This window comes from Streptomyces sp. NPDC093111 (assembly GCF_040683955.1).
Classification (GTDB): domain Bacteria; phylum Actinomycetota; class Actinomycetes; order Streptomycetales; family Streptomycetaceae; genus Streptomyces.
Window position 1 is genome coordinate 48,468 of sequence record NZ_JBFBNW010000010.1, and the last position, 16,122, is coordinate 64,589.

General features: G+C 74.8%; 13 protein-coding genes. 10 read left to right on the forward strand and 3 right to left on the reverse strand.

The features are described from left to right. Positions 1-2 precede the first annotated feature (2 nt). Positions 3-920 carry a LysR substrate-binding domain-containing protein gene (locus tag AB0Q96_RS18820; RefSeq protein ID WP_365326769.1) on the reverse strand — a complete coding sequence of 306 codons (918 nt, stop codon included), beginning with the start codon at positions 918-920 and terminating at the stop codon, positions 3-5. Positions 921-1,027: 107 nt separating this feature from the next. Between AB0Q96_RS18820 and pdxA the strand changes: the two genes are divergently transcribed. From pdxA to AB0Q96_RS18840, 4 genes are all read left to right on the forward strand, one after another. Further along, the gene (pdxA, locus tag AB0Q96_RS18825) at positions 1,028-3,895 is read left to right on the forward strand and encodes a 4-hydroxythreonine-4-phosphate dehydrogenase PdxA (protein WP_365326770.1); all 2,868 of its coding nucleotides are present in this window, start codon (positions 1,028-1,030) and stop codon (positions 3,893-3,895) included. Between the two features lie 8 nt (positions 3,896-3,903). Next, positions 3,904-4,578 (forward strand): HisA/HisF-related TIM barrel protein, encoded by a 675-nt coding sequence (locus AB0Q96_RS18830; RefSeq protein WP_365326772.1) that lies wholly within the window; start codon positions 3,904-3,906, stop codon positions 4,576-4,578. Between the two features lie 118 nt (positions 4,579-4,696). Continuing rightward, positions 4,697-6,145, forward strand: coding sequence for a tRNA (N6-isopentenyl adenosine(37)-C2)-methylthiotransferase MiaB (gene miaB / locus AB0Q96_RS18835; protein WP_365327186.1), 1,449 nt, complete (start codon positions 4,697-4,699; stop codon positions 6,143-6,145). A 156-nt stretch (positions 6,146-6,301) separates the two neighbouring features. Continuing rightward, positions 6,302-7,009, forward strand: coding sequence for a class III extradiol dioxygenase subunit B-like domain-containing protein (locus AB0Q96_RS18840; RefSeq protein WP_365326774.1), 708 nt, complete (start codon positions 6,302-6,304; stop codon positions 7,007-7,009). Positions 7,010-7,131: 122 nt separating this feature from the next. Here AB0Q96_RS18840 and AB0Q96_RS18845 read toward each other — a convergent pair whose 3' ends face one another. Further along, positions 7,132-7,392: an antitoxin gene (locus tag AB0Q96_RS18845; RefSeq protein ID WP_365326775.1), complete on the reverse strand. Its 261-nt coding sequence runs from the start codon at positions 7,390-7,392 to the stop codon at positions 7,132-7,134. An 84-nt stretch (positions 7,393-7,476) separates the two neighbouring features. Next, the gene (locus AB0Q96_RS18850; protein WP_365326777.1) at positions 7,477-7,749 is read right to left on the reverse strand and encodes a hypothetical protein; all 273 of its coding nucleotides are present in this window, start codon (positions 7,747-7,749) and stop codon (positions 7,477-7,479) included. A 112-nt stretch (positions 7,750-7,861) separates the two neighbouring features. Between AB0Q96_RS18850 and miaA the strand changes: the two genes are divergently transcribed. The 6 genes from miaA (at position 7,862) to hflX (ending at position 16,087) form a co-directional block, all read left to right on the forward strand. Beyond that, positions 7,862-8,800, forward strand: a complete 939-nt coding sequence (gene miaA, locus AB0Q96_RS18855) for a tRNA (adenosine(37)-N6)-dimethylallyltransferase MiaA (protein ID WP_365326778.1) — start codon at positions 7,862-7,864, stop codon at positions 8,798-8,800. 108 nt (positions 8,801-8,908) lie between these two features. Further along, positions 8,909-9,373 carry a hypothetical protein gene (locus AB0Q96_RS18860; protein ID WP_365327188.1) on the forward strand — a complete coding sequence of 155 codons (465 nt, stop codon included), beginning with the start codon at positions 8,909-8,911 and terminating at the stop codon, positions 9,371-9,373. 268 nt (positions 9,374-9,641) lie between these two features. Further along, complete coding sequence (dapF, locus tag AB0Q96_RS18865; RefSeq protein WP_365326780.1) at positions 9,642-10,556, forward strand: diaminopimelate epimerase; 915 nt, start codon at positions 9,642-9,644, stop codon at positions 10,554-10,556. A 192-nt stretch (positions 10,557-10,748) separates the two neighbouring features. Further along, entirely contained in the window at positions 10,749-12,905 is a 2,157-nt protein-coding gene (locus tag AB0Q96_RS18870) for an HD domain-containing protein (protein WP_365326782.1), read from the forward strand. Between the two features lie 66 nt (positions 12,906-12,971). Beyond that, a complete protein-coding gene (locus AB0Q96_RS18875; RefSeq protein ID WP_365326784.1) occupies positions 12,972-14,462 on the forward strand; it encodes a M1 family metallopeptidase in 1,491 nt (496 codons plus the stop codon). Between the two features lie 131 nt (positions 14,463-14,593). Beyond that, a complete protein-coding gene (gene hflX / locus AB0Q96_RS18880) occupies positions 14,594-16,087 on the forward strand; it encodes a GTPase HflX (protein ID WP_365326786.1) in 1,494 nt (497 codons plus the stop codon). Positions 16,088-16,122: the final 35 nt, after the last annotated feature.

Sequence of the window (16,122 nt, forward strand, 5' to 3'; positions counted from 1 at the left end):
GCTCACCTCGACGCCGGGGCCGACCGCTCCGTGAGCGGCGGGACCAGCTCCGCCGCCTGCTCGCGCAGCCAGCCGAGCAGGGCGGCGGTCCGCGCGTCCCGCTCCGGCGGGCGCGGGCTGAGCAGCCCGTAGCCGGTGCCGTCCGCGACGAAGCCGTACGGGGCCGTCAACTGCCCCCGTACGAGATCGTCGTGGACGAGCGCGTACGGCCCGATGGCGACGCCGACGCCCGCGGCGGCGGCCTGGAGCGCCAGGTAGAAGTGCTCGAAGGTCTGCTCCGCGGCGTGCGCGGCCGGTCCGTGGCCCGACAGCGCGCGCCAGTCGTCCCAGGCGGACGGCCGGGTGCCGGTGTGCAGCAGGGCCACGGGCTCCCCGGCCTTCAGGCGCTCGGCGAGTTCCGGCCGGCAGACCGGGCCGATCCACTCGTCGAACAGCGGCACCCGGGTCACGCCCTCCGGCACCGGGAAGTCGTCCCGGCGCACCGCCACGTCCACCGTGTCCCGTGCGAAGGCCACGAGCCCGCCGCCGGCCGACAGGTGCACGTTCAGTTCGGGGTGCCGGGCGGCGAGTTCGGGCAGGCGCGGGATGAGCCACCGCATGAGCAGGGTCGGTTCGCAGGACAGGGCGAGCGGCCCGGCGTCCCGGTCCCGCCCCGACACCTCCCGGGCCGCCGACTCGATCAGGTCCAGCGCCTCCCGCACCGCCGCGGCGAGGCGGCGGGCCTGCGGGGTGGGGCGCAAGGAGCGCGGCCCGCGCTCGAAGAGGGGCGTGCCGAGGGCCTTCTCCAGGTTCTGCACCTGGCGGCTGACCGCCCCGTGGGTGACGTGGAGCTCCCGCGCGGCCCGGGTCATGCTCGCGTGCCGCACGGTCGCCTCGAAGGGGAGCAGGGTGTTCAACGGGGGGAGGTCCGGGTGACTCATGTGTGAAATCTACTCACAGGTGGAGTGAGAAGGAATCGCTTGTCCTGCGGGTTCGTGCGGGCCACTGTTGATCTCGTCACGGAAACCCGACCCGAGGGGCACCCCGCATGAGGGACCAGTCCAGCGTCGTCGTCCTCGCCGACGACCTCACCAGCGCCGCCGACGGCGCCGTCCCCTTCCGCAGGTCGGGGCACCGCGCCCTGGTCCTGTTCGACCCACCGGGGACGTCGGCCGGCGGGGAGTCGGCTGCCGGGGCGACGGCCGGCGGGGCGACGGCCGGTGGGGGGTTGGCCACCGGGCTCGCGTCCGCCGGGGTTCGGCCCGCTGGGGCGTCGGCCGCTGGGCTCGTGCCCGACGGAGTTCGGCTCGCCGGGGCGACGGCCGCCGAGGCTACGGCCACCGGGCTCGCGCCCGACGCCGCTCGGCCCGCCGGGGTCACGGCCGTCGATCTCGGCACCCGGCTCGTGGACGAGGCCGGGGCGGCCGCCCGGATGAAGGAGGCGGCCGGGGCGTACGCCGGCGCGGACCTGCTGCTCAAGACGGTCGACTCGACCCTCCGCGGGCACGTGGCGGCCGAGGTGCGGGCGACCCTCGCCGGTTCGGGACGCCGCGCGGCCGTCGTGGCCCCCGCCTTCCCCGCCGAGGGGCGGACGACGGTGCGGGGCGTGCAGTACGTCCGGGGCGTACGGGTCGACGAGAGCGAGTTCGCCCGCGACCCGGCCCACCCCGTCCGCACCGCCGACCTCACCCGGCTGCTCCCGGAGTCCACGGTCGTCGAACCCGATCGGCTCGCCGGCCTCCCGGAACTCCTCGCCGAGGGAGGGGTGTTCGTCTGCTCGGCGGCGACGGCGGAGGACCTGGACGCGATCGTCGCCGCCGTGCCCCGGGCCGAGGACGTCCTCTGGGTCGGCTCCCCGGGCCTGGCCGCCGCCCTGGCCCGCCGGCACGGGCGTGCCCCGACCACCACCGGCGTGCCCGGACTGCCGCCGGTACGGCGCCCGTTGGCCGTCGTCGGCAGCGCCAACCCCGCCAGCAGACGCCAACTCGCCGCCCTGTACGCGCGGTCGGGCGCGGACGGCGCCGTCGCCGAGGACTCGGCGGCGGCCGTCGCGGCCCTCAGCGCCTCGCGGGCGCCCCTGCTCGCGGTCCACACCCCGGACGCGCGGGACGCCGACCCGGGCGCCCTGACCCGTCGCCTCGCCGAGACGACGGCGGAAGCGGTCGGCAAGGGCCTCGCCGACGGACTCGTCCTCACCGGAGGCGAGACCGCCGCGGCCGTCCTGGCCGCCCTCGGCGCCACCGGCATCGACCTCCACGACGAACCCGAACCCGGCATCGCCCGCGGCACCCTCCACGGCCCGACCGCCCCCCGCATCCCCGTCCTCGTCAAGGCCGGCGGCTTCGGCGACGACGGCACCCTCGTCCGCCTCTGCGCCCTGCTCACGGCGGGGGACCGAGCGACTACCCGTACGGAGCCGCGCCCGGAGGACGGGATCGGAGCCCGGCCGAAGCAGGGGGGCCGGCCCCGACCGGAGCGAGGGCCGCTGCCCGGCGACGTCCTGGAGCCCGGGCTGCTGTCCGATGCTGATCCGGAGCCGGGGGCGCCGCCGTACGGCGGCGCCCCGCAGCCCGGGCCGTTGCCCGGCGGCGCCCCGCAGCCCGGGCCGTTGCCCGGCGACGCCCCGCAGCCCGGGCCGCTGCCTGGCGGCTCCCCGCAGCCCGGGCACGTGCCTGGCGACGTCCTGGAGCCTGGGCTGCTGTCCGATGGTGATCCGGAGCCCGGGCCGCCGTACGGCGGCGCCCCCGAGCCCGGGCCGTTGCCCGGCGGTGCCCCGCAGCCCGGGCCGCTGCTCGGCAGCGCCCCCGAGCCCAGGCCGCTGCCCGACGGCACCACGCAGCCCAAGTACCTGTCCGGCGGCGCCCCGGCGCCCCGACCAGGGGCCCGCGCGGAGGCGCGCCCCCACCCCGACCCCCGCCCCTTCGCCCTCACCATGGGTGACCCGCACGGCATCGGCCCCGAGATCATCGTCAAGGTCTGCGCCGACCCGCGACGCCGGGTCCCGGTGCTCGTCATCGGCGACCCCGTCGCCCTCGTCCGGGCCTGTCGCGCCACCGGGATCGCGCTGGCCGTGCGGACGGTCGCCAGCGCCGCCGAAGCCGCCCGTGCCGATGGGGGGCCCGGGGAGCCCGGCGTCCTCGACGTGCTGCCCGAGGGCCCCGCCCTCCCCGCGGAGCCGGCCCTCGGCACCGTGGACGGGCGGGCGGGCGCGGCGTCCTTCGCGTACGTGCGGCGGGGGATCGAGCTGGCGCTCGCCGGGGAGGTGCGGGCGATCACGACCGCGCCGATCAACAAGGAGGCGCTCCGGCTCGCCGGCGTGCCGTACCCGGGCCACACCGAGATCCTGGCCGCACTCTCCGGCACCGAGCGCTTCGCCATGATGATGGCCAACGACGAGCTGCGCACCGTCCTCGTCACCAGCCACCTGTCGCTGCGCGCCGCGATCGACGCCCTCACCCCCGAGCGCGAGCTGGACACCATCCGGCTCACCCACCGGACGCTCGGGCCCGGGGCCCGCATCGCCGTCGCGGGACTCAACCCGCACGCGGGCGAGAACGGGCTCTTCGGCAGGGAGGACCTCGACGTCATCGCCCCCGCCGTGCGCGCCGCCCGCGCCGAGGGCATCGACGCCAGCGGGCCGCACCCGGCGGACACCGTGTTCATGCGGGCCCGCGCGGGCGAGTTCGACGCCGTCGTGGCGCAGTACCACGACCAGGGGCTGATCCCGGTCAAGTACCTGGGCCTGGAGCACGGCGTCAACATCACCCTCGGCCTGCCGTTCGTCCGCACCAGCGTCGACCACGGCACCGCCTTCGACCTCGCGGGCACCGGCACCGCCGACCACACGAGCCTGCTCACCGCCCTGCACCACGCCGCCGAGCTCGCCGACCACGCCGACCACGCCGATCACGCCTGAGGACCCCCATGGACTTCATCTTCATGCTCACCCGCGACGACCGGACCGTCACCGACTGCCTCCACGTCCTGGACTCCGTCCGCGACCTCGGGATCACCCACATCGGCTTCAAGGACGTCGGCGTCGACCCCGCGACCCTGCGCCGCCTCCACGAGCAGATCAAGGAGCTCGGCGCCACCAGCCACCTGGAGGTCGTCTCCACCGGGCGCGAGCAGGCGCTCGACTCCGTGCGGACGGCGGTCGACCTCGGCGTCGACTGGCTGATGGGCGGCGTCTGGATCGAGGAGACCCTGGCCCTGCTCGACGGCCGCCCCGTCCGCTACCTGCCCTTCGCGGGCGAACCCCAGGGGCATCCGACCCGCCTGGCCGGTTCCCCCGCCCGTATCGCCGAGGACTGCCGCCGGGCCGAGGCCGCCGGGTGCGCCGGCGTCGACCTGCTCGCCCACCGGGCCACCGAGGCGGACCCGCTCGACCTGGTCCGGGCCGCCCGCGCCGCCACGGCGGGCCGGCTCGTCGTGGCCGGCTCCCTGTCGAGCCCGGCCCAGATCCACGCGCTCGCCGCGGCGGGAGCGGACGCCTTCACCGTCGGCTCGGCGGCCTTCGCGGGCGCCGTCCGCCCGGACGCCGGCACCCTCGCGGCGCAGCTCACGGCGCTGGTCGAGGCGAGCGGCGGCCCGAGGTAGCCGGACAGGTCCGGGACCCCCTTACCCTTGTCTGGTGACCAGCAGCAAAGACGGGACCGGAGCAGTGGCCGAGGCGGGCGTGACGCGCACCTACGAAGTACGCACCTACGGGTGCCAGATGAACGTCCACGACTCCGAGCGGCTCTCCGGCCTCCTGGAGGAGGCGGGTTACGTCAAGGCCCCGTCGGACGCCGACGGCGACGCCGACGTCGTGGTCTTCAACACCTGCGCCGTCCGGGAGAACGCCGACAACAAGCTGTACGGCAACCTCGGTCGGCTCGCCCCGCGCAAGGCGGGCCGGCCCGGCATGCAGATCGCCGTCGGCGGCTGCCTGGCGCAGAAGGACCGCGACACCATCGTCAAGAAGGCCCCCTGGGTCGACGTGGTCTTCGGCACGCACAACATCGGCAAGCTGCCCGTCCTCCTGGAGCGCGCCCGCGTCCAGGAGGAGGCGCAGGTCGAGATCGCCGAGTCGCTGGAGGCGTTCCCCTCCACGCTGCCGACCCGCCGCGAGTCCGCGTACGCCGCGTGGGTCTCCATCTCCGTCGGCTGCAACAACACCTGCACCTTCTGCATCGTCCCGGCGCTGCGCGGCAAGGAGGAGGACCGCCGTCCCGGCGACATCCTCGCCGAGATCGAGGCGCTGGTCGCCGAGGGCGTCTCCGAGATCACCCTGCTCGGCCAGAACGTCAACGCGTACGGCTCCGACCTGGGCGACCGCGAGGCCTTCAGCAAGCTGCTGCGCGCCTGCGGGCAGATCGAGGGCCTGGAGCGGGTCCGCTTCACCTCGCCGCACCCGCGCGACTTCACCGACGACGTCATCTCCGCCATGGCGGAGACGCCGAACGTGATGCCGCAGCTGCACATGCCCATGCAGTCCGGTTCGGACACCGTCCTGAAGGCGATGCGCCGCTCGTACCGGCAGGAGCGTTTCCTCGGCATCATCGAGAAGGTGCGCGCCGCGATCCCGCACGCCGCCATCTCCACCGACATCATCGTGGGCTTCCCCGGCGAGACCGAGGAGGACTTCGAGCAGACCATGCACGCCGTCCGCGAGGCCCGTTTCGCGAACGCCTTCACCTTCCAGTACTCCAAGCGCCCCGGCACCCCCGCCGCGACCATGGAGGGACAGATCCCCAAGGAGGTCGTCCAGGACCGCTACATGCGCCTGGTCGCCCTCCAGGAGGAGATCTCCTGGGAGGAGAACAAGAAGCAGGTCGGCCGCACCCTGGAGGTCATGGTCGCGGAGGGCGAGGGCCGCAAGGACGGCGAGACCCACCGCCTCTCCGGCCGCGCCCCCGACAACCGGCTCGTCCACTTCACCAAGCCGGACGAGGACGTGCGCCCCGGCGACGTGGTGACCGTCGAGATCACCTACGCCGCCCCGCACCACCTCCTCGCCGAGGGCCCGACCGGCGCCGTCCGCCGCACCCGCGCGGGCGACGCCTGGGAGAAGCGCACCGCCGCCGACGCCGCGAAGCCGGCCGGTGTGCTCCTCGGCCTGCCGAAGATCGGCGTCCCGGAGCCGCTGCCGGTGGCGGACGCCCCGGCCTGCGGCAGCCACTGACCGGACGGCCGGCCCTTACCGGACGCCCGGCCCTTACTGGACGCCCGGTCCGCACCGGATGGCCTCGGTACGACTCCGCCGCCCCGGCCGCCCAGAAGGCGGCTGGGGCGGTCCGGCATCCAGAGGAGCGGCGTCGCGCGCAGTAGGCTGCGGATCATGCTTGTCGCCGCCGCCGTGTGCCCCTGCCCCCCGCTGCTCGTGCCCGCCGTCGCGGCCGGTGCGGCGTCCGAACTCGCCGACGCGCGGACGGCCTGTTCCGACGCGCTCTCCGTGCTCGCCGCCTCCCGCCCCGACCGGCTCTTCGTCGTCGGCCCCGCCGACGAGGCCGCCCGGGGCGTCCACCCCGCCGGTTCGGCCGGATCGTTCGCCGGGTTCGGTGTCGACCTGACCGTACGGCTCGGCAGCGGGCCCGGCGGGGAGCGGGCCCTGCCCGCGTCGCTCGCGGTCGGCGCCTGGCTCCTGGAGCACACCGACTGGGCCGACGCGCCCGTCGAGGGGCTCGGGGTCGGGACGGAGCTGGCGCCCGCCCGGTGCGCGGAGGCGGGCCGGGAGATCGGCGCCTCGGCGGAGCGGGTCGCGCTGCTGGTGATGGGCGACGGCAGCGCCTGCCGCACGGTGAAGGCGCCCGGCTACCTCGACGAGCGCGCCGAGGGCTTCGACGCCGCCGTCGGACAGGCGCTCGGCACGGCCGACCCGGCCGCGCTGCTCGCCCTGGACGCGGAACTCGCGCACGCGCTGCAGGCGGCGGGCCGGGCCCCCTGGCAGGTCCTCGCGGGCGCCGCCGAGGGCGCGGGCCTGGAGGGCCGGCTGCTCTACGAGGACGCCCCCTACGGCGTCGGGTACTTCGTCGCCGCCTGGAGCTGAGCACCGGGCCCGCGCAGAACGGCGGACGGCCGCGGAGCGTATCGCTCCGCGGCGGTCCGCCGTACGGAGGGACCGTGGGTGACGCCCGGCGTCCGCCGGCCCCCGGGTGCGCGGGCCGTGTCTCAGGCGGCCGGCGGCGGGGTGGCGCCGCCGCCCTTGTCGCCGTCCGTCCCGTCCTTGTGGGCGAGCCGGTCGATGGCCTCCTTGGCCTTCCCGGTGCCGGACTCGATCTTGTCGCTGTACTTGCCCTTGGTCTTCTCGTCGACCACCTTCGCGGCCTTCTCCAGGCCCTGCTCCACCTTGTCGCCGTGCTGCTGCGCGAGGTCGGAGACCTTGTCCTTGGCCGGGGCCAGCTTCGCCTTCAGTGAATCCAGGAGACCCATGGGGTCACCCTCCCTCCGACGGACCCCCGTGGGGTCCGTGTCCGTGCCGGTCGTGCCGGTCCTGCCGGTCCGTTCCGTCCGTGCCTACGTGCGGGCGCCTTCGCCGGCCCCGTTGTCCGCGGCCGCCTCGGCCGACTGCTGCTTCGGGATCTCGACGGCCTCGGCCTTCGCCTCGACCGCCACGGGCTCCGCGACCTCGGTGCCCGCCTCCGCGTCCGTCCCCACCGGGTCCGCCGCGGCGCCCTCCGGCTCCTCCGTCACCGCCGCCGCCTCCGCCGCCTCGGCGGCGGTGTCGACGGTGACGTCGGTGGTCGTGGCGGTGCGGTTCTTGCGCCGAAACAATGAGAAAACGCCCATATCTGCTCCCTAGCGTACTCAGGGTAGGAATCCCGCAACAGCAACGAAGCCGGATGGGGGCCGTCACGTCGCTCATTCGGGGACACACCCCCGGGTTTGCGAGACTGGTGCGGTGAGAAGTGCAGCTCCCGCCCCGCGGGTCATCGCCGTCGTCGGTCCCACAGCGGCCGGAAAGTCCGATCTGGGCGTCTTCCTCGCCCAGCAGCTGGGCGGCGAGGTCGTCAACGCCGACTCGATGCAGCTCTACCGAGGGATGGACATCGGCACCGCCAAACTGACGCTGGAGGAGCGCGGCGGCGTGCCGCACCACCTCCTCGACATCTGGGACGTCACCGAGGCCGCCAGCGTCGCCGAGTACCAGCGACTGGCCCGCGCCGAGATCGACCGGCTGCTCGCGGAGGGCCGCACCCCGGTCCTCGTCGGCGGCTCCGGCCTCTACGTACGCGGGGCCCTCGACGTGATGGAGTTCCCCGGCACCGACCCGGAGGTCCGGGCCCGCCTGGAGGCCGAGCTGGAGGAGCGCGGCTCCGGCGTCCTGCACGCCCGGCTCGCCGCCGCCGACCCGGAGGCCGCCCGCGCCATCCTGGCCGGAAACGGACGCCGCATCGTGCGCGCCCTGGAGGTCATCGAGATCACCGGCAAGCCGTTCACGGCCAACCTGCCCGGCCACGACTCCGTCTACGACACCGTGCAGATCGGCGTCGACGTCGGCCGCCCCGAACTCGACGAGCGGATCACCACCCGCGTGGACCGCATGTGGGAGGCCGGGCTGGTCGACGAGGTGCGCGCCCTGGAGGCGCGGGGCCTGCGCGAGGGCCGCACGGCCGCCCGCGCGCTCGGCTACCAGCAGGTGCTCGCCGCGCTCGCGGGGGAGTGCACGGAGGAAGAGGCGCGCGCGGACACGGTGCGCACCACCAAGCGCTTCGCCCGCCGCCAGGACTCCTGGTTCCGGCGCGATCCGCGCGTCCATTGGCTGAGTGGCGCCGTCGAGGACCGGGCGGAACTCCCGGGGCAGGCGCTGACGTTGGTCGAACGAGCGGTTACAGCCTGATCACGTGATGGCATCGGGACGTCATGCCCGTCATTCCGAGGGGTGGCGGCGTGCCATCATCGAGCAACGATCGACCAAGTGGAGTCCGAGTGGGGAGGGCGCGTGGCGATGGAGGCCGGCCCTCGTGACACGGAACACCAGGCCGCCGTCCGGGGCGAAACCCCCGGTGGGGCGTCCGGACTGACGCCGGACGGACCCGACCAGGCCGAGGGCAGCGCCATCGAGGTGGACGCGGCGGAGGTCGAGGTGGAACTGCGGCCGCAGCGCCGCCTGAGGATCTGGCAGCTCGCGCCGATCGTCGGGCTCGCCGCCGTCGGCTCCCTGATGTTCGCCTTCCCGCTCGCCTTCGGCTCGGGCGAGGGCGGCGCCGTCGTCGCCATGCTCGGACTGCTCATCAGCTCCTGCGCGGCCGGCTGGGGCATGATGGCCGCCCGCCGCGTCGGCTACACCTGGCCGGGCCTGCCCGCCCGAGGCTCCGGCGAGCGCCCGAACTGGCGCGCCCTCGCCCTGTACGTGTCGCTGAGCGGCCTCCTGGTCGTCCTCGCGGTCTGGCGCGTGGCCCGCCTGCGCTGAGGCCGCGCCGCGCTGGGGCCCCGCCGTAGGCAGGAGAGGCCGCGCCACCGCGAGGGACCCTGCCGTACCGGGAGGGACCCCACCCGGACCTGGAGGGGCCGCGTCGCGCCAGGCGCTCCGCTCGACGACAGCAGCGGTGCCGCCCCTGCCCTTGCCCCGCCCCAGCCCCATCGGGCCACCGTCGGCCCCACCCGCCCCACCCGCCCCACCCGTCCCGCCCCCTGGACCGTCCCGGCCGGTGTCGTACCCGCCCCGTACAGTTGATCCCGTGACCAGCACGCAGACCTCGCCCCTCACGTTCCTCAAGGGCCACGGCACCGAGAACGACTTCGTGATCGTCCCCGACGCGGAGAACGCCGTGGACCTGCCCGCCGCGGTCGTCGCCCGGCTGTGCGACCGGCGGGCCGGGATCGGCGGCGACGGGGTGCTGCACGTCGTGCGCAGCGCCGCGCACCCCGAGGCGCGGCACCTGGCCGACGAGGCCGAGTGGTTCATGGACTACCGCAACGCGGACGGCTCGGTCGCCGAGATGTGCGGCAACGGGGTCCGGGTCTTCGCCCGCTACCTGGAGCACGCCGGACACGTCACCGCCGGCGAGGTCGCCGTCGCCACCCGAGGCGGCGTCAAGCGCGTCCACCTCGCCAAGGACGGCTCCGTCACCGTCCGCATGGGCCGCGCCGTGCTCCCCGAGGACGGCGTCACCGTCACCGTCGGCGAGCGCAGCTGGCCCGCCCGCAACGTCAACATGGGCAACCCGCACGCGGTCGCCTTCGTCGACTCCCTCGACCACGCCGGCAACCTCTACACCGAGCCGCCCTACGAGCCGGCCGGCGTCTACCCGGACGGGGTCAACATCGAGTTCGTCGCCGACCGCGGCCCCCGCCACGTCGCCATGCGCGTCCACGAGCGCGGCGCGGCCGAGACCCGCTCCTGCGGCACCGGCGCCTGCGCCGTCGCCGTCGCCACCGCCCGCCGGGACGGCGCCGACCCGGCCGCGTCCGGCGCCCCCGTCACGTACACCGTGGACGTCCTCGGCGGCACGCTCGTCATCACCGAGCACCCCGACGGGGAGATCGAGATGACCGGCCCCGCCGTGATCGTCGCCGAGGGCACCGTCGACCCGGCGTGGCTCGCGGAGCCGTCCGGCTCCGACGGCGCCGACGCCGCCGACGCGCGCGACTGACCCTCCGGGACCGGCCGCGGACGCCCCGATTCGAAACTGTCAACGACTGATTCGTCCCTCGAACGGGTGATCCGGTTCACGCTCGGCGAGAGCGGGACTGCGCCACGTGGTGGGGTCGGTAGCATCAAGCACCGGCCCGCCGGGCACACCCTGCCCCGGCCCTCCGCCGGTCCACGCCGCCGGAGGTGCCCCATGAGCGCAGAGGCCACCAACCCCGTGAGCGAGGCCGGGGCCACCGGCCCCGACGCTCCCGGCCGCAGACGCGGCCGCCCCAGGATCGACCTGCGCAGGCTCGGCCGCGCCGCCCTGCTCGGCGCGACCGCGGGCCCCGCGATCCGCGACCGGCTGCCCGACGCCATCGGGCACGTCGCCGACGCGCACCGCGCCCACCACCCCGAGGCCGACCTCGCCGTGCTGCGCCGGGCGTACGTCCTCGCCGAGTCCTCGCACCGCGGCCAGACCCGCAAGAGCGGCGAGCCGTACATCACCCACCCGCTCGCGGTCACCCTGATCCTCGCCGAACTGGGCGCCGAGACGACGACGTTGACCGCCGCGCTGCTCCACGACACCGTCGAGGACACCGAGGTGACGCTCGACCAGGTGCACACCGAGTTCGGCGACGAGGTCGCGTACCTCGTGGACGGGGTCACCAAGCTGGAGAAGGTCGACTACGGCGCGGCGGCCGAACCCGAGACCTTCCGCAAGATGCTCGTCGCCACCGGCAACGACGTCCGGGTCATGTCGATCAAGCTGGCCGACCGCCTCCACAACATGCGCACGCTGGGCGTGATGCGCCCCGAGAAACAGGTCCGCATCGCCCAGGTCACCCGGGACGTCCTCATCCCGCTCGCCGAGCGCCTCGGCGTCCAGGCGCTCAAGACCGAGCTGGAGGACCTGGTCTTCGCCATCCTCCACCCCGAGGAGTACGAGGCCACCCGCGCGCTCATCGCCGGGAACGCCGGCGCGGGCGACGCCCTCGCCGTCATCGCCGAACAGGTCTCCGGCCTGCTGCGCGAGGCCGGGGTCGGCGCCGAAGTCCTCGTCCGGCCGCGCCACTTCGTCTCCGTCCACCGGGTCCGCCTCAAGCGCGGCGAACTGCGCGGCAGCGACTTCGGGCGGCTGCTCGTCCTGGTCGCCGAGGACGCCGACTGCTACGCCGTCCTCGGCGAGCTGCACACCTGCTTCACGCCGGTCGTCTCGGAGTTCAAGGACTTCATCGCCGCCCCCAAGTTCAACCTGTACCAGTCGCTCCACACCGCCGTCGCCGCCCCCGACGGAGCCGTCGCCGAGGTCCTCATCCGCACCCACCAGATGCACCAGGTCGCCGAGGCCGGCGTCGTCGCCCTCGGCAACCCGTACAGCGGCCAGGAGGCCACCGAGCAGGCGCCCGGGGCCCCCGGCGACGACGGCGAGCGCGTCGACCCCACGCGGCCCGGCTGGCTCTCCCGGCTCCTCGACTGGCAGCAGTCCGCCCCCGACCCCGACACCTTCTGGACCTCGCTGCGCGCCGACCTCGCCCAGGACCAGGAGATCACCGTCTTCCGCACCGGCGGCGGCACCCCCGGCACCATCAGCCTGCCCGCCGGCGCCACCTGCGTCGACGCCGCCTACGCCCAGCACGGCGAAGCCGCCCACGGCTGTCTCGGGGCGCGGGTCAACGGCCGGCTCGCGCCCCTGAGCACCGTCCTCCAGGACGGCGACACCGTCCAGCCGCTGCTCGCCCAGGACAGCACCTCCGGGCCCGCGCCGCAGTGGCTCGACCACGCCCGTACGCCCGCCGCCCGGATCGCCATCACCGGCTGGCTGCAGGCCCACCCGGAAACCGCCAAGATCCCCGCCGCGGCCCCCCGGCCCGCCGCGGGCGTCACCGCCGACCGGCGCTCCGGCACCCGCCTGCGCGCCGAACTGCCCGGCACCGACACCCCCGCCGTCCGCCCCGCGGGCTGCTGCACCCCCGTACCGCCCGACGAGATCACCGGCTTCGTCGTGCGCGGCGGCTCCGTCACCGTGCACCGCACCGCCTGCGCCTCCGCCGACACCATGCGGCGGCTCGGGCGCTCGCCCGTCACCGTCCACTGGGGCGACACCGCCGCCTGCCGGGTCACCCTGGTCGCCGAGTCCTTCGGCCGCCCCCGGCTGCTCGCCGACCTCACCGAGGCCATCGCCACCGAGGGCGCCGCCGTCGTCGCCGCCACCGTCGAACCCCCCAGCGAACAGCGGGTCCGCCACACCTACACCCTCCAACTCCCCGACGCCGCCGGGCTCCCCGCCCTCATGCGGGCCATGCGGGACGTGCCCGGCGTCTACGACGTGAGCCGCGCCAAGCACCCCGCCTCCCCCCGCCCCTGACCCCTTCGGGTGGCCCGGCGCGCGCGCCGCCCGGGGGGACGGGCCCGTCCCTGGTAGCGGTAGCCCATGCCGCTCCCCACCCGCACGCCCCGCAATCCGTCGCCACGCGTGCGTGCCCGCGCGCGCGTGCTGCGCTCCACCGTCCTCGTCGCCCTCGCCGCCGGACTCGTCGCCGCGGCCCTGCCCCCGGTCGCGCCCCTCGGCATCGGGGACCCGCTCTTCCCCCAGCTGGGCAACCCCGGATACGACGTCCTCTCGTACGACATCGACCTCACCTACCCCGGCCGCAACACCGAACCGCTGGCCGGCGTCACCCGGATCCAGGCGCTCGCCACCGACGACCTGGAACGCATCAACCTCGACTTCACCCACGGCACCGTCTCCGCCGTCACCGTCGAAGGCGAACCCGCCGCCTACGAGACCAGCGGCGAGGACCTGGTCATCACCCCCGCCCGCCCGGTCGACCGGGGCGACGCCGTCGAGATCGCCGTCACCCACACCAGCGACCCCACCGGACCCGCCGACAGCGGCGGCTGGGTGCGCACCGGGGACGGCCTCGCCATGGCCAACCAGGCCGACGCCGCCCACCGCGTCTTCCCCTCCAACGACCACCCCTCCGACAAGGCGTTCTTCACCTTCCGGATCACCGCCCCCAGCGCCCTCACCGCCGTCGCCAACGGCCTCCCCGAGAGCCGCGTCCGCGACGGGGCCACCACCACCTGGACGTACCGCACCGCCCACCCCATGGCCACCGAGCTGGCCCAGGTCTCCATCGGCGAGTCGACCGTCGTGCACCGGCAGGGCCCGCACGACCTCCGGCTGCGGGACGTCGTCCGCACCGCCGACCGCGAGCTCCTGGAACCCTGGCTGCGCCGCACCCCCGGCCACCTGGAATGGCTGGAGCACCGGATCGGCCGCTACCCCTTCGAGACGTACGGGGTGCTCATCGCCGACGCCGACACCGGCTTCGAGCTGGAGACCCAGACGCTCTCCCTCTTCGAGCGCGGCCTGTTCACCGAGCCCGGCTACCCCGAGTGGTACGTCGACTCGATCATGGTCCACGAGCTCTCCCACCAGTGGTTCGGCGACAGCGTCTCGCCCCACCGCTGGTCCGACCTGTGGCTCAACGAGGGCCACGCCACCTGGTACGAGGCGCTGTACGCCGAGCAGAAGGGCGGGCCCACCCTGGAGCGGCGCATGAAGGCCGCGTACGGCGCCTCCGACCAGTGGCGCGCCGACGGCGGCCCGCCGGCCGCGCCCAAGCCGCCGGAGCCGGGGGAGAAGATCAGCCTCTTCCGTCCCGTCGTCTACGACGGGAGCGCCCTCGCGTTGTTCGCGCTGCGGTACGAGATCGGCACCGGGACCTTCGAGCGCCTGGAGCGCGCCTGGGTGAGCGAGAACCGCGACGGGACGCCCGGCACCAAGGACTTCGTCGCCCTCGCCGAGCGGCTCTCCGGACGCGACCTGAAGCGGTTCTTCGCGGACTGGCTGTACGCGGCGAAGACCCCGCCCATGCCGGGCCACCCCGACTGGCACAGCCGGGCGCCGCGGCGGTGAAACCGGGATGACGGGCCCGGTCCGGCCGTGTCACCATCTTCAGGTCGGCGGCGCGGCCGGACCCCGGGAATTCTTCCGGGACGTCACGCGTTGTGACGGACGTAACGGACTCTTCTTCGAGTAAGGATCAAATGACCTCCTCTTCATCCCCTTCCCAGGACAAGCAGGACTTCGCGGAGACGAACCGCACCGAGAGCCTTCGGGCCGATGCCCTGATGGAAGAGGACGTCGCCTGGAGCCACGAGATCGACGGGGAGCGGGACGGCGACCAGTTCGACCGCTCCGAGCGCGCCGCACTGCGGCGTGTCGCCGGTCTCTCCACCGAGCTCGAGGACGTCACCGAGGTCGAGTACCGCCAGCTGCGCCTGGAGCGCGTCGTGCTGGTCGGTGTGTGGACCTCGGGGACGGTGCGGGACGCGGAGAACTCCCTCGCGGAGCTCGCGGCCCTCGCCGAGACGGCGGGCGCCCTCGTCCTCGACGGCGTCATCCAGCGCCGCGACAAGCCGGACCCGGCCACGTTCATCGGCTCGGGCAAGGCGCGCGAGCTGCGCGACATCGTGCTGGAGACCGGCGCCGACACCGTGGTCTGCGACGGCGAGCTCAGCCCCGGCCAGCTCATCGCCCTCGAAGACGTCGTCAAGGTGAAGGTGGTCGACCGGACCGCCCTCATCCTCGACATCTTCGCCCAGCACGCCAAGTCCCGAGAGGGCAAGGCGCAGGTCGCGCTCGCGCAGATGCAGTACATGCTGCCGCGCCTGCGCGGCTGGGGTCAGTCGCTCTCCCGTCAGATGGGTGGCGGCGGCGGTGGCGGCATGGCCACCCGCGGCCCCGGTGAGACCAAGATCGAGACCGACCGGCGTCGGATCCGCGAGAAGATGGCGAAGATGCGCCGGGAGATCGCGGAGATGAAGACCGGCCGCGACATCAAGCGGCAGGAGCGCCGCCGGAACAAGATCCCGTCGGTCGCCATCGCCGGATACACCAACGCCGGCAAGTCCTCGCTGCTCAACCGCCTCACGGGCGCGGGCGTGCTGGTGGAGAACGCGCTGTTCGCCACCCTCGACCCGACCGTGCGCCGGGCCGAGACGCCCACCGGCCGGGTCTACACCCTGGCCGACACGGTCGGCTTCGTCCGGCACCTGCCCCACCACCTGGTCGAGGCCTTCCGCTCCACCATGGAGGAGGTCGGCGACTCCGACCTCATCCTGCACGTGGTGGACGGCTCGCACCCGGCCCCGGAGGAGCAGCTGGCCGCCGTGCGCGAGGTGTTCCGCGACGTCGGCGCGGTCAACGTGCCGGAGATCGTCGTCATCAACAAGGCGGACGCGGCGGACCCGCTGGTCCTCCAGCGCCTGCTCCGCGTCGAGAAGCACTCCATCGCGGTCTCGGCCCGCTCGGGCGAGGGCATGGAGGAGCTGCTCGCGCTCCTGGAGTCCGAGCTGCCGCGCCCGCAGATCGAGACCGAGGTCCTGGTGCCGTACACCGAGGGCGGTCTCGTCTCCCGGGTGCACGCCGAGGGCGAGGTCCTCTCCGAGGAGCACACCGCGGAGGGCACCCTCCTCAAGGCGCGGGTGCACGAGGAACTGGCGGCGCTCCTCGCGCCGTACGTCCCGGCCGCGCACTGACGCCGTCGCCGTCGCGGCGACAGACACCGAAGGCG